Here is a 13,148-nt window from a genome sequence, read left to right on the forward strand (position 1 = left end):
GTACGCTGGGTATCAGTAACTGGCATTGATCGAAGGAGACAAGCATGGCTGCAGAAGACGCGACCACCGGCCGAAGCCCGGAACGCACCACCACACCCCAGCAAACGCGACGCGCCTTCGTTGTGGGCGGCAACCGCATTCCTTTCGCCCGTACCGGCGGCGCCTATGTGAAGTCCTCCAACCAGGACATGCTCACGGCAGCACTGGAGGGGTTGATTGCCAGGTTCGGACTGCAGGACGAACGCATCGGCGAAGTAGCTGCCGGGGCCGTCCTCAAGCACTCAAGGGATTTCAACCTCACCCGCGAGGCAGTCCTGGGTTCCGCCCTGTCACCGGAGACCCCTGCCTACGACCTCCAGCAAGCGTGTGCAACAGGCTTGGAGACCGTGATCGGCCTGTCGAACAAGATCAAGTTGGGGCAGATCGAGTCCGCCATTGCCGGCGGCGTGGACTCGGCATCAGATGCGCCTATCGCCGTAAGCGAGGGTCTCAGGGAAATCCTGCTCGACCTCAACCGCGCCAAGACTCCGGTGCAGAAATTGAAGATCATCGGCCGCATCCGGCCCAAGGACCTGGCCCCGGATGCCCCCAACACCGGCGAGCCGCGGACGGGCCTGTCGATGGGTGAACACCAGGCCCTTACGACTGCGCAGTGGAACATCAGCCGCGAGGCCCAGGACGAGCTTGCCTTCAACAGCCACCGCAACCTTGCCGCCGCCTATGAGCGCGGGTTCTTTGATGACCTCATCACCCCGTACCGAGGCCTTAGCCGGGACTCGAACCTTCGCCCCGACACAACCCTGGAGAAGCTTGCAACCCTGAAGCCTGTCTTCGGCAAGAACCTCGGCTCCGAGGCGACCATGACCGCGGGCAACTCCACACCCCTGACCGACGGCGCATCGACAGTTCTGCTGGCAACGGAAGAGTGGGCGGACCACCACAAGCTGCCCAAGCTTGCCACAGTCCTGGACGGCGAAGCGGCGGCGGTTGACTTTGTCCACGGCAAGGACGGACTGCTGATGGCTCCCGTGTTCGCTGTTCCACGCCTGTTGGCACGCCACGGCCTGACATTTGAGGACATTGACTTCTTTGAAATCCACGAGGCCTTCGCCGGGACTGTCCTGAGCACCCTGGCCGCGTGGGAAGACGAAGAATTCGGCCGCAACCGCCTCGGGCTCGATGGCGCGCTGGGCAAAGTCGACCGGGCCAAGCTCAACGTCAATGGCTCATCGCTGGCTGCAGGCCATCCGTTTGCGGCTACCGGCGGTCGGATCGTGGCTTCCCTTGCGAAGATGCTCCATGAAAAGGGAACTGTTGACGGGCGCCCGGCACGCGGCCTGATCTCGGTTTGCGCAGCAGGCGGCCAGGGTGTTGTCGCGATTCTGGAAGCAGCATAGGAGAACTCAATGACAGACAAGTACACACAGCTCGTCAGCCAGGGCCTGGGCAGGAATGTTGCGAAGAAGCTGGGCTTGCCCCAGCCCGTGGAGCTGCGACGGTACAAGCCAGGCGCACCGCTGGTGACCGGGCCGGTCCTGGTCAGCGGTGACAGCGCAGGAAGCGACGACGTCGCCACCACCCTTCTTGGCTGGGGACTGGATGTTCGAAGGAATGCCCTCCCCAAGGAAAAGCTGGGAGCCATCATCCTGGTGCTGGACGCCGTGCAGCATCCGGAGGACCTCTCCAAGACCGTCCTCGCGGCGGCAGCTTCCCTTCGTGACCTCGCACCGAATGCCCGGGTGATCACCATGTCCCGGGCACCGCAGTCCGCACCCACGCCTGCCTCGGCGGCTGCCCGCCAAGGCATCGATGGACTCCTGCGTTCTTTGGCCAAGGAATTGCGGGCGGGAGCGACAGCCAACGGGATCCTCCTCGACGACGACCTCGCAACCACCAGCCCGTCGGCACTTGGCGCCTTGCGTTTCTTCCTTTCGGGCCGCTCGGCCTACGTGGACGGACAGTTCCTGACCGTCTCGTCGGCCTCGGGAGTACTGCCCACGGACTCCGACAGGCCCTTGGCAGGCAAGGTCGCGGTTGTTACCGGAGCAGCCCGGGGGATCGGGGCGGCCATTGCCCGCACCCTCCACCGGGACGGCGCAACAGTGGTCGTGGTCGATATCCCGGCCGCCGGGGAGCACCTGGCAGCAGTGGCCAACGAAGTCAGGGGCACCGCACTGCAGCTGGACATCAGTCGGGCCGACGCCGGGCACCGGATCATCGAACACTCCGTGGAACGCCATGGGCGCCTGGACATCGTGGTGCACAACGCCGGCATCACCAGGGACAGGCTCCTTGCAAACATGGACGAGGGCAGATGGCAGTCCGTCATCGCGGTCAACATCGCCGCCCAACTGCGGATCAACGAGGCACTTCTGGCATCCGAACACTTCAGGGGTTCTCCGCGCATCGTGTCGGTGGCTTCCACCAGTGGCATTGCCGGCAACAGGGGCCAAACCAATTACGGAGCATCAAAGGGTGGCGTGATCGGTATGGTCAGGTCCACTGCAGCCTTGCTGGAACCGTACGGCGGAACCATCAACGCAGTCGCCCCGGGCTTCATAGAAACAGAGATGACAGCGAAGATGCCGTTTGCCATCAGGGAGGCTGCCCGGAGGCTGAATTCCTTGAAGCAAGGCGGCCAGCCGCAGGACGTGGCCGAAGCCATCGCCTTCCTCGCCAGTGATGCCGCCGGTGGCATCTCCGGAGAAGTGCTCCGGGTGTGTGGGCAACAGCTGGTGGGAGCATGAACACTCCGCAACCAGTAGTTCTCGGGGAACTTCCCTCGCTGTCCCGGCTCTACGTCAACGCAGCAACGACGGCGGCGCGCCGCCGCGTCCTTGGCGCCACCACGGACGGCACCCGGCTGCCCGCGGTGAGCCACGAAGTGCATGGCGTCAGGGCCGACGTCGAAAACCTCACCGCCTACCAGCACATGGTAGGGGAGACGGCCAGCGATACCCTCCCAAGCGGCTACGTCCATGCGCTGGCCTTCCCTGTGGCCATGAGCGTGATGAACCGGGACGACTTCCCATTACCACTCCTGGGCATGATCCACCTCAGGAACCACGTGGAGCAGCGTGCCGGCATCCACTTCAGCGAAGCTCTGGACATCAGGTCGTGGGCAGAGAACATGACAGGTCATCGTGCGGGAACCCAACTGGATGTGGTGGCTGAAGTCCGTTCACATGGCGGCGGGGACCTGCTTTGGCGCGGGGTCTCGACCTACCTGGCAAAAGGCGTGTTCCTCCCGGGCATCGACAAGCCGGGCGCACCTTCGGGATCCACGCCTGCCGATTTTTCGGCGCCGGATCCGACCGCCCTGTGGCAGCTCGGGCTGGAGACCGGGCGCTCCTATGCCACGGTCTCCGGCGATTTCAATCCCATCCATCTGAGCGTGCTCTCGGCCAAGGCCCTGGGAATGCGGGGGTCCATTGCCCATGGAATGTACTTGGCAGCCCGTGCCCTGGCCGACGTTGGAGCCGTCAAGTCGGAAGCATTCACCTGGGATGTGGCTTTCGAAGCACCCGTCTTCCTGCCAGCGAAAGTGGCTTTGGACATTGCCACCGTCCAGTCCGGCTCAGGTGCATGGGAACGCTCCGACTACGTGGCCTGGAACCCACGCAGCGGAAGGCGCCATTTCTTCGGGGCGGTATCGGCATTGCCGTAATTAACACCCCGGGATAACCAACAAGCGGCGCCCACCACGGTGGGCGCCGTTTCCAATAAACAAACAAGGCCTGGAATCCGTGGATTCCAGGCCTTGGTCTTGTGCGCGGAGGGGGACTTGAACCCCCACCCCCTTTCGAGGACTAGCACCTCAAGCTAGCGCGTCTGCCATTCCGCCACCCGCGCAGGTGGTGTTCGACCGGACGATTGAGTACCTTCCAGTACTTCATATTCCGCCGAAGCAGCGAGAGAAACTCTAACACGGTTTCAGGTGCCTGAAAAATCGAGGACCGCAACCAGGCATCGACGTTTCCCAGGAAGACGTGGACACTGCGGATTCCCCACCCGGGGTCCAACTGATGAGTAGGCTGAAGGTACACGGGACGGGCCGCGGGCAAGGCCCCGCGCGTCACCGGAACCTGCAGCCCAGCCACGCAAGGAGAGTTTCCATGTCTGCCATCCGCCCCGAAGACGAAGTTGTCAGGATCTGCCAGGAGCTCATCAGGATAGATTCCTCAAACTTTGGAGACGACACCGGGCCCGGCGAACGTGCAGCCGCAGAGTACACGGCCGGCCTGATCACCGAAGTCGGCCTGGAAGCAGAGATCTTCGAGTCCGCGCCGGGGCGGGCCAACGTCGTGACCCGCCTGGCAGGTGAAGATCCCAGCGCTGATGCATTGGTGGTGCATGGACACCTGGATGTAGTACCGGCGCTGAAGGACCAGTGGAGCGTGGACCCCTTCAGCGGCGAGCTGAAGGACGGGCTCGTGTGGGGCCGCGGTGCTGTTGACATGAAGGACATGGACGCGATGATCCTCTCCGTCATGCGCGACTTCGCCCGGACGGGACGCAAACCCAAGCGCGACATCATTTTTGCGTTTTTTGCCGACGAAGAGGCCGGCGGCACGTACGGCGCCCGGTATGCCGTGGAACACCGCCGCGAACTCTTCGACGGCGCCACCGAAGCGATCTCCGAAGTAGGCGGCTTCTCCGCCACCATCGGCGGCCAACGGACCTACCTGCTCCAGACGGCGGAGAAGGGCCTGTCCTGGTTGCGGTTGGTGGCGCACGGCCGGGCGGGACATGGCTCCCAGATCAACACCGACAACGCTGTTACCCGGCTGGCCGCAGCAGTTACCCGCATCGGCGAATACAAGTGGCCCGTGGAGCTGACGCCCACTACGCGGCAGTTCCTGGACGGCGTGACTGAACTGACCGGCGTCGAATTCGATGCCGACAATCCGGACATCCTCCTCAAGGAGTTGGGAACTGTGGCCCGCTTTGTCGGCGCCACCTTGCAGAACACTTCCAACCCCACGCTGTTGCGATCGGGCTACAAGCACAATGTCATCCCGGAATCCGCCGAGGCCTTCGTGGATTGCCGGACCCTGCCGGGTCAGCAGGAGTTGGTGTTTGAGACCATCAAACAGCTGGCCGGCGACGGAATCGACATCAGCTACGTCAACAAGGATGTTTCCCTCGAAGTGCCTTTCGCCGGCAACCTTGTTGATTCGATGATCGATGCCCTCCACTCCGAGGACCCCGGTGCCAAGGTCCTTCCGTACACACTCTCCGGCGGTACAGACAACAAATCCCTGAGCAAGATCGGCATTACGGGATACGGCTTCGCACCGCTCATGCTGCCCGACGAACTCGATTTCACCGGGATGTTCCATGGCGTCGACGAGCGGGTACCCGCGGAATCCCTGCAGTTTGGCGCCCGCGTGCTGAACACGCTGCTGAGCAACTACTAAGCGGCAACCGATCCAAGGAGGCGCTGCCATGACTGTCGAAGAAATCCTGCCCGATACCCTCCTGGAACGCCTGCGAGGCCGGGCTGCCGGATACGACCAGAACAACCAGTTCTTTCATGAGGACCTGGAGGAACTGGCGGCGGCCGGATACCTCACCTTGTTCGTCCCGGAGCACGACGGCGGAAAGGGACTCGGTCTCGAGGCGGTAGCTGCGTTGCAGCAGAGGCTCGCCACGGCTGCCCCGGCCACCGCTCTGGCGGTCAACATGCATTTGGTGTGGACCGGCGTCGCGCGCGTCATGGCGGACAGGGGCGACAACTCGCTGGACTTCGTCCTCAAGGAAGCCGGGAAGGGCGAAATCTTCGCCTTCGGCATTTCCGAGGCCGGCAACGATTCCATGTTGTTCGATTCGGGCACCGTCGCCGAGCCGCTGCCTGACGGTGGTTACCGCTTTACGGGCCGGAAGGTTTTCACCAGCCTTTCGCGCGGATGGACCCGGTTGGGCACCTTCGGCAAGGACCCTGACGCCAGGGACGGCGAAGGGGAACTGGTGTTCGGTTTCCTCCACCGCGACGAACCTGGTCACGAGACCTTAAGCGACTGGGACACCCTGGGCATGCGTGCCAGTGCCTCGAACACTACGTTGCTGCATGGAGCCGTCATACCCGCGGAGCGTATCTTCCGGAAGTTGCCAGTAGGGCCAAACCGGGATCTGCTGATCTTCTCCATCTTCGCGTGCTTCGAGACGTTGTTGGCGGCCGTGTACACGGGCGTCGCCGAGAGAGCCTTCACTTTGGCCGTGGAAAACGTGAAGCGCCGCGTCTCAGCTAAGCACGGGGGACGAAGCTACGCACAAGACCCGGATATCAGGTGGAAAGTAGCCGATGCGGCTTTGGCGATGGATGGCATCTACCCGCAGATATCGTCTGTGGCCCGCGACGTGGACAACCTTGTGGATCATGGTTCCCAGTGGTTTCCCAAACTTGTGGGCGTCAAATCCCGGGCCACGGAGAACGCACGTCACGTCGTCGACCTGGCCATTCGGGTAACTGGGGGATCGAGCTACTTCCGCGGCTCGGAGATGGAACGTTTGTACAGGGATGTCCTGGCGGGAATTTTCCATCCCTCCAACGACGAATCAGCGCACAACACTGTTGCCAGTGCCTGGCTGGGTCCCCTCGAGGGCTAGCTGTCGGTTCCTAGACGGTGCGCTGTACGGAGTAGACCTTGCGGCGCAACCAGAAACGACGTCCACCGCCCATGTAGAGCACGCTGCGTTCCAGTTCCCACTTGCCATACTCCGAATGTTCGGCCAGTCGTTGCCTGGCGTCGGGGAGCGAATCATCAGGTCCCACTGTCAGTACGAGGTATTCGTACTGACGGGCGTAATCTCGTTGGCGCTCCACGGAGCTGCCGGGAAATTGTTCTCTCATCCCTCTCCATTTTCGTCTTTTTCCGGCTAACGTGAAGTCATGAGCATCGATCCGCGTGTCGCGCTTCAATCATTGACCGCCGCCCTGGAAGAACATCTGGCCGCCGCATCGGCACGACGCGGTGAGGGTGATCCTACCGTCGAAGCCGCATTCTTCGCCGTTGCTGACGCCTTCGAAGTCTACGAAGATGCCCTCTACGAGTCATTCTCCGAGGTCACGCCCCTCCAGGTATTCGACGACGAGGATGAGGACGACGACGACGAAGCGCTTGAGAGCGTGGACGACTGAACTGTCCGTGAACTGAAATGTTGTTGAACTGAACATTATTCCAACCGGCCGCCATCGGCGGCCGGTTTTTTGTGCCCTGTTGCCGCCAGGTTTGTCCCCTTGCAGGCCCGGATTTCCGGGCTTTTTCATGTATGCCGATGGCACTCAAACACGTAGTGCCCCCGCCTCGGGCTAGGTACTCGCACGTAGCACCAATGGGTAAAGCTGCGCAAACTTGAGTACCGACTACTGGTGCGCCCCTCTGCGGCCGAAGCTTCACTGATATGTAGGCAATGGACGGTCTGCGGAGAAGGCTGACAAAGTGAAAGTTCCAGTCGTGCGTTTAGGCAAGGCGGCAGCACCCAAGGGTGCAGGCCATGCCGCCGTGGGGACGGCCTTCCCAGCGGAACAGCTCATTGCCCACGTCAATCCGCCGATGTCTCCCTGGATTGACAAGTCCGTTGCTGCACAACGGACTGAAAAGGCGGGACTGGCGGCGCCCAGGCCGGATGTCACCCTGGACCTCGTGCCGCCAGTCACCCACCGCCGCTCACGCGTCAAACCTCCGCACGGGAACAGGCAGGACTGGACGCATTTTCTGATCACCTGCTTGCGCGTTTCCGATACAGTCTGGGTTGCCGCCGCTGTTTCAGCCGGTTACGCGCTCAACACCGGAGGGTTGCCCTTCACTGCCGGGGATCCCGGTGTGCGCCAACTGACCCTGTTGCTGATCCTGGGGATGATCTGGCTCGCAGCCCTGGAGGTCTACCGGACACGGGATCCGAAAGTACTTGGGGTTGGTGCCGAGGAATACAAGCGGGTCCTGTCAGCCAGCTTCCGGGTGTTCGGCTTCCTGGCGATTGTCGCCGTCGTTTTCCGGGTGGAATCGGTGAGCCCCTACGTCCTGGTTTCCCTGCCCCTGGGCATCGTGGCACTGACCGGCAGCAGATGGAGCTTCCGCAGATGGCTGACCCATGAAAAGTCACGTGGACGCTGCCTGTCCCGCGCCATCGTGGTGGGGGAGCCACAGGATGTCCGGTACGTCATCAAACAGATCAACCGCAGGTCCGGTGCTCCCTACGACATCGTGGGCGCTTGCCTCCCGGGCGCCAGAAAGGGTGCCGTGCTGGTCGTCGACAAGGTCAGAGTCCCTGTCCTGTCGTCCCTGTACGGAATAGCCCACACCGTCCGCCAGACCGGGGCCAACGCCGTAATTGTGGCAGGTCCTGTACCCGGCGGAAACCAGTTCATCAGGGAACTCGGATGGCGCTTGGAAGAAGACGCAGCCGAATTGGTCTTGGCGGCCACGCTGACCAACGTGGCCGGCCCGAGGATCCACTGGCGGCCGGTGGAAGGCCTGCCACTGATGCACGTGGACATTCCGCATTATTCGGGGGGCAAGCACACACTCAAACGTCTGATGGATATCGCGGTTTCCGCCCTTGCGCTGGTTGTCCTCTCACCCGCCTTGTTGCTCCTGGCGATAATCGTCAGCGCGGACAGTCCCGGACCGGTGCTTTTCCGGCAGGAACGGATCGGCAAGCAAGGCTCCACATTCCAGATGCTGAAATTCCGGTCCATGGTGGCTGACGCCGAGTCCCTCGTAAACGAGCTCGACAACCAGGACGAAGGAGCAGGCGTCCTTTTCAAGATCCGCAGCGACCCCCGCGTCACCACGTGTGGCCGATGGATGCGCAAGTACTCCCTGGACGAACTGCCACAGTTCTGGAACGTCCTGATGGGAAACATGAGCCTGGTGGGTCCACGCCCGCCGTTGGCGCGGGAAGTCAATGGTTACGAACGCCATACCCACCGCCGGCTCCTGATCAAGCCCGGTATTACCGGGCTGTGGCAAATCAATGGACGGTCCGACCTTCCGTGGGATGAAGCGGTCCGGCTCGATCTCTACTACGTAGAGAACTGGTCCATCGCGGGGGACGTGATGATCATGTGGCGCACCTTCAGAGCCATGATCCGGCCATCGGGAGCCTACTAGTCACTGCATGTACGGCCAGGTAACCAACGACCCTGCTACCAACACAGAATCCGAGTGGAAAATGAGCATACGAACTGTTCCATCTGGACACCTCAACGGCAACGGCCTGCGGCCCAGGCTGCGCATAGCGGTAGTCGGTGCAGGCTATTGGGGGCCAAACCTCGCACGAAACCTCAAAGCCAGCCCGGACTGGGACCTTGTAGCTATCTGCGACCTCGACGTCGAACGCGGGATGAAACTTGCTGAATCGGTGGGCGGGGTGGCCGTCGTCGAGTCCTTGGACGAACTGCTGGACACCTACAACCTGGACGCCGTCGCCGTCGCGACACCTGCCCATACGCATCACGGCGTGGTGATGACCGCCCTGCGCGCAGGCAAGCACGTCCTGGTGGAGAAGCCGCTGGCCGACAGCCGCGCCAAGGGACTGGAGATGGTGGATGAAGCCAACGCCAGGGGACTGGTGCTGATGGCCGACCATACGTACTGCTTCACCCCGGCCGTGCTCAAGATCCAGGAGCTCGTGGCCAGCGGGGCACTGGGTGACATCCTGTATGTCGACTCGGTTCGGATCAACCTCGGACTCGTCCAACCGGACGTCAACGTGTTCTGGGACCTGGCACCCCATGACCTTTCCATCCTCGACTTCGTCCTCCCAGGCGGCTTGCACCCCACCGAAATCTCGGCCCACGGCGCGGACCCCTTGGGTACCGGCCGGGACTGCGTGGGACATCTGACCTTCGGCCTGCCCAACGACGCCATGGTCCACATCCACGTTAACTGGCTCAGCCCCACCAAAATCAGGCAAATGATCATCGGAGGGTCAAAGCGGACCCTCGTCTGGGACGACCTGAATCCCCAGCAACGGCTCAGCGTCTATGACCGTGGGGTAAGCCTGGAACACCAACCTCGGACTGCCGCCGACAAGAAAACCACAGCGATCTCGTACCGTCTGGGCGATACGTGGTCCCCTGCCCTCCAGGAACGTGAACCCCTGGGGCAGGTTGTGGCAGAACTCGCCACCTCCATCCGGAACCACACCATGCCACGCACCAGCGGCGAATCCGGACTGCGGGTTCTGTCCGTCCTGGAGGCCGTGACGCAAAGCCTCGGCACCGATGGAAGGTCCACCATCGTGGCCGGCAACGAGACCAATCTCCAGGTTGCGCGATGAAAGAGCTCCTGGGCGCCAACGTCCTGGTCACCGGAGGCGCCGGAACCATCGGTTCCACCCTTGTGGACCAACTGCTCGACGCCGGTGTGGCCCACGTTGATGTGCTGGACAACCTGGTGCGCGGCAGGCGTGCCAATCTGGACGACGCCCTTGCCAGCGAGCGTGTCCAACTCGTCGAAGGGGACCTGCGGGACCGGGACCTCGTCAACGACCTCACCCGCGGCAAGGACCTCGTGTTCCATCAGGCAGCCATCCGCATTACCCAATGCGCCGAAGAACCAAGGCTGGCCCTCGAAGTCCTGGTGGACGGCACCTTCAACGTGTACGAAGCAGCCGTGAACCATAAAGTGGGTAAGCTCGTCTCCGCGTCAAGCGCCTCTGTCTACGGGATGGCCGAACAATTCCCCACCAGGGAAAGCCACCACCATCACAACAACGACACCTTCTATGGAGCGGCAAAGTCCTTCAACGAAGGGATGGCCAGGAGCTTCCGCGCAATGTCGGGCCTGGACTACGTCCTGCTGCGCTACTTCAACGTTTACGGACCCCGCATGGACGTTCACGGCCTCTACACCGAGGTCTTGGTGCGCTGGATGGAACGGATCGACGACGGCCTGCCGCCCATGATCTTCGGCAGCGGCCAGCAGACCATGGACTTCGTCCACACCCACGATGTGGCCAGGGCAAATGTTCTCGCGGCAGTCAGTGATGTCCACGAAGGTGTCTACAACGTGGCCAGCGGTACTGAGACCAGTTTGGCGGGGTTGGCGCAGATCCTGCTCCGGGTCATGGAATCATCGCTGTATCTGGAGCATGGCCCGGAACGCGCCGTCAATGGGGTTGCCCGGCGACTGGCGGACACCACGGCCGCCAGGGATGACCTCGGATTCGAAGCGGCAATCGGACTCGAAGACGGCCTGCGCACCCTCGTTGCATGGTGGCGGCCGCTTCGCGCTGAAATCGCGGCGTCCCGCCTGGTGACCCAGCCCGACACTCCGACAGTAGGCGCGCGATGACCATTTCGGAGACGCGGATGGCCCGCATCGACGTCATGAAGCCATGGCTGGGCCATGAGGAAGCCCAGGCCGTAGCCGAGGTGATCGCCTCCGGCTGGGTAGCGCAAGGGCCCAAGGTGCGCCAGTTCGAGGACGCCTTCGCAGCGGAACAGTCGGCCGGTTATGCCGTGGCCACATCCAGTTGCACCTCGGCCCTGCACCTGGCGCTCGCCGTCGCAGGCATCGGACCCGGTGACGATGTGGTGGTCCCGTCTTTTTCCTTCATTGCCACCGCCAACGCGGCCAGCTACGTCGGCGCCCGTCCGGTGTTTGCCGACGTCGACTTCCACACCGGTTGCGTGACTGCAGAAACCGTGGAAAGGGCACTGACCCCGAACACAAAAGCGGTCATCGCCGTGGACCAAGGAGGTGTACCGGTTGACCTGGACCCCATCCGCGCACTGTGCGACCCCCGTGGGATCATCGTCGTTGAAGACGCGGCATGCGCCATCGGCTCCCGCTACCGTGGGCGCCCGGCTGGTGCTGGTGCAGAGCTCGCGGCCTGGTCCTTCCATCCCCGCAAGATCCTCACCACCGGGGAGGGCGGCATGCTCTCGACCCCGCGGCAGGACTTCGCGGACAGGGCACGGCGCCTCAGGGAACACGCCATGAGCGTCTCCGCCGCGGACCGTCATGCCAGCATCCTTGCCCCGGCGGAGGAGTACCTCGAAGTCGGGTTCAACTACCGCATGACAGATCTTCAGGCCGCCGTCGGGCTTGTCCAGCTGGGCCGGCTCCGGGCGGCAATCCACCGGCGGCGCGAACTGGCCGCCAACTACGCAGACGCATTTGCCGGTGTCGAAGGACTCCGTCTGGTTAGCGACCCGGACTATGGCACCGGCAACTTCCAATCGTGCTGGCTGGAAACAGGCACCGACTTTCCGTTGAGCAGGGACGGGCTTATGACCCATCTTGCCCACGACGGCATCTCCGCACGGCGGGGCATCATGGCGGCGCACCGCCAGCCCGCCTACGCCGGGAAGGACACAGGGGGTGCGTCATTGGAGGCCACCAACCGGCTGACCGACCACACGCTCATCCTGCCGCTCTACCACCAACTCGAGCTCCACGACCAGGTCCGCGTCATCGACTCCGTCCTACGCGCTGCGGGGCGCTCACGATGAGCGAACTTCTCCTCATCGCAGCCAGTGGACTCGCCCGGGAAGTGCTGGCCATGGTCCGCAGCAGCGGCCCGTTCGACGTCATTGGGATCCTCGACGACGACGAGGACAAACTCGGGCGGGTGGTCGACGGCGCGCACGTCTTGGGTCCGATTCGTGACGCCCTGAAATTCCCACACGCCCTGCTCCTGGTGTGCATCGGCACCGGAAGCGGCAGGGAGGGCGTGGTGATGCGGCTGCGAAGCCTCGGGCTCGACGACGAACGCTACGCCACCGCCATCGATCCCTCCGTCAACGTACCTGAAGGGTGTTTGATCGGGCGGGGGAGCATCATCCTGGCCCACGTGAGCATGACCGCTTCAGTTACCATCGGCAACCACGTGGTCGCCATGCCCGGGGTAACCTTCACCCACGACGACGTCATCGGTGATTACGCAACGTTCGCCTCCGGCGTATCCCTGGGTGGAAACGTGCACATTGGCCGGGCAGCCTACATCGGGATGAATGCCAGCGTCCGCGAGCGCCGGTCCATCGGCGCAAAGGCGACGATCGGCATGGGCGCTGCGGTCTTGAACGACGTGCCCGACGATGAGACATGGGCCGGTGTGCCGGCCCGCGTGATCCGGCGGGGCAATACGCCGGCGCTGGAGGGTGCGCAGTGATACCGCAGGAACGTGTTCGTTTC

General features: G+C 63.0%; 12 protein-coding genes and 1 tRNA gene. 11 read left to right on the plus strand and 2 right to left on the minus strand.

Features of this window, described 5'->3' with window-relative positions:
• Positions 1-44 precede the first annotated feature (44 nt).
• Genes ACFUOZ_RS02475 through ACFUOZ_RS02485 form a run of 3 tightly spaced genes read left to right on the plus strand, consistent with a single transcriptional unit; the run spans position 45 to position 3,667 of the window.
• Positions 45-1,397 carry an acetyl-CoA C-acetyltransferase gene (locus ACFUOZ_RS02475; RefSeq protein ID WP_377544423.1) on the plus strand — a complete coding sequence of 451 codons (1,353 nt, stop codon included), beginning with the start codon at positions 45-47 and terminating at the stop codon, positions 1,395-1,397.
• A gap of 9 nt (positions 1,398-1,406) precedes the next feature.
• A complete protein-coding gene (locus tag ACFUOZ_RS02480) occupies positions 1,407-2,747 on the plus strand; it encodes a 3-oxoacyl-ACP reductase (RefSeq protein ID WP_377544425.1) in 1,341 nt (446 codons plus the stop codon).
• Positions 2,744-3,667, plus strand: coding sequence for a MaoC/PaaZ C-terminal domain-containing protein (locus ACFUOZ_RS02485; RefSeq protein WP_377544427.1), 924 nt, complete (start codon positions 2,744-2,746; stop codon positions 3,665-3,667). The genes ACFUOZ_RS02480 and ACFUOZ_RS02485 overlap by 4 nt, the downstream gene beginning before the upstream one ends.
• Before the next feature lie 102 nt (positions 3,668-3,769).
• Here ACFUOZ_RS02485 and ACFUOZ_RS02490 read toward each other — a convergent pair.
• A tRNA-Leu gene (locus tag ACFUOZ_RS02490) sits at positions 3,770-3,852 on the minus strand.
• A gap of 263 nt (positions 3,853-4,115) precedes the next feature.
• Here ACFUOZ_RS02490 and ACFUOZ_RS02495 point away from each other — a divergent pair.
• Positions 4,116-5,420: a M20/M25/M40 family metallo-hydrolase gene (locus tag ACFUOZ_RS02495; RefSeq protein WP_377544429.1), complete on the plus strand. Its 1,305-nt coding sequence runs from the start codon at positions 4,116-4,118 to the stop codon at positions 5,418-5,420.
• A 28-nt stretch (positions 5,421-5,448) separates the two neighbouring features.
• Positions 5,449-6,609, plus strand: coding sequence for an acyl-CoA dehydrogenase family protein (locus ACFUOZ_RS02500; RefSeq protein WP_377544431.1), 1,161 nt, complete (start codon positions 5,449-5,451; stop codon positions 6,607-6,609).
• A gap of 10 nt (positions 6,610-6,619) precedes the next feature.
• Here the strand turns inward: ACFUOZ_RS02500 and ACFUOZ_RS02505 are convergent, their stop codons facing one another.
• Positions 6,620-6,853, minus strand: coding sequence for a DUF5703 family protein (locus ACFUOZ_RS02505; protein WP_377544433.1), 234 nt, complete (start codon positions 6,851-6,853; stop codon positions 6,620-6,622).
• 39 nt (positions 6,854-6,892) lie between these two features.
• Between ACFUOZ_RS02505 and ACFUOZ_RS02510 the strand changes: the two genes are divergently transcribed.
• The 6 genes from ACFUOZ_RS02510 (at position 6,893) to ACFUOZ_RS02535 (ending at position 13,125) form a co-directional block, all read left to right on the plus strand.
• Entirely contained in the window at positions 6,893-7,141 is a 249-nt protein-coding gene (locus tag ACFUOZ_RS02510; RefSeq protein WP_377544435.1) for a hypothetical protein, read from the plus strand.
• 301 nt (positions 7,142-7,442) lie between these two features.
• Positions 7,443-9,116: a sugar transferase gene (locus tag ACFUOZ_RS02515; RefSeq protein WP_377544438.1), complete on the plus strand. Its 1,674-nt coding sequence runs from the start codon at positions 7,443-7,445 to the stop codon at positions 9,114-9,116.
• 61 nt (positions 9,117-9,177) lie between these two features.
• Positions 9,178-10,287 carry a Gfo/Idh/MocA family protein gene (locus ACFUOZ_RS02520; protein WP_377544440.1) on the plus strand — a complete coding sequence of 370 codons (1,110 nt, stop codon included), beginning with the start codon at positions 9,178-9,180 and terminating at the stop codon, positions 10,285-10,287.
• Positions 10,284-11,303 carry an NAD-dependent epimerase/dehydratase family protein gene (locus ACFUOZ_RS02525; RefSeq protein ID WP_377544442.1) on the plus strand — a complete coding sequence of 340 codons (1,020 nt, stop codon included), beginning with the start codon at positions 10,284-10,286 and terminating at the stop codon, positions 11,301-11,303. The genes ACFUOZ_RS02520 and ACFUOZ_RS02525 overlap by 4 nt, the downstream gene beginning before the upstream one ends.
• Positions 11,300-12,466 carry a DegT/DnrJ/EryC1/StrS family aminotransferase gene (locus ACFUOZ_RS02530; RefSeq protein WP_377544444.1) on the plus strand — a complete coding sequence of 389 codons (1,167 nt, stop codon included), beginning with the start codon at positions 11,300-11,302 and terminating at the stop codon, positions 12,464-12,466. Before ACFUOZ_RS02525 ends, ACFUOZ_RS02530 begins: the two co-directional genes overlap by 4 nt.
• A complete protein-coding gene (locus tag ACFUOZ_RS02535) occupies positions 12,463-13,125 on the plus strand; it encodes an acetyltransferase (RefSeq protein WP_377544446.1) in 663 nt (220 codons plus the stop codon). Before ACFUOZ_RS02530 ends, ACFUOZ_RS02535 begins: the two co-directional genes overlap by 4 nt.
• The last annotated feature ends 23 nt before the right edge of the window (positions 13,126-13,148 follow it).

This window comes from Paenarthrobacter sp. NPDC057355 (assembly GCF_042667405.1).
In the GTDB taxonomy this organism is placed as follows: Bacteria; Actinomycetota; Actinomycetes; order Actinomycetales; family Micrococcaceae; genus Arthrobacter.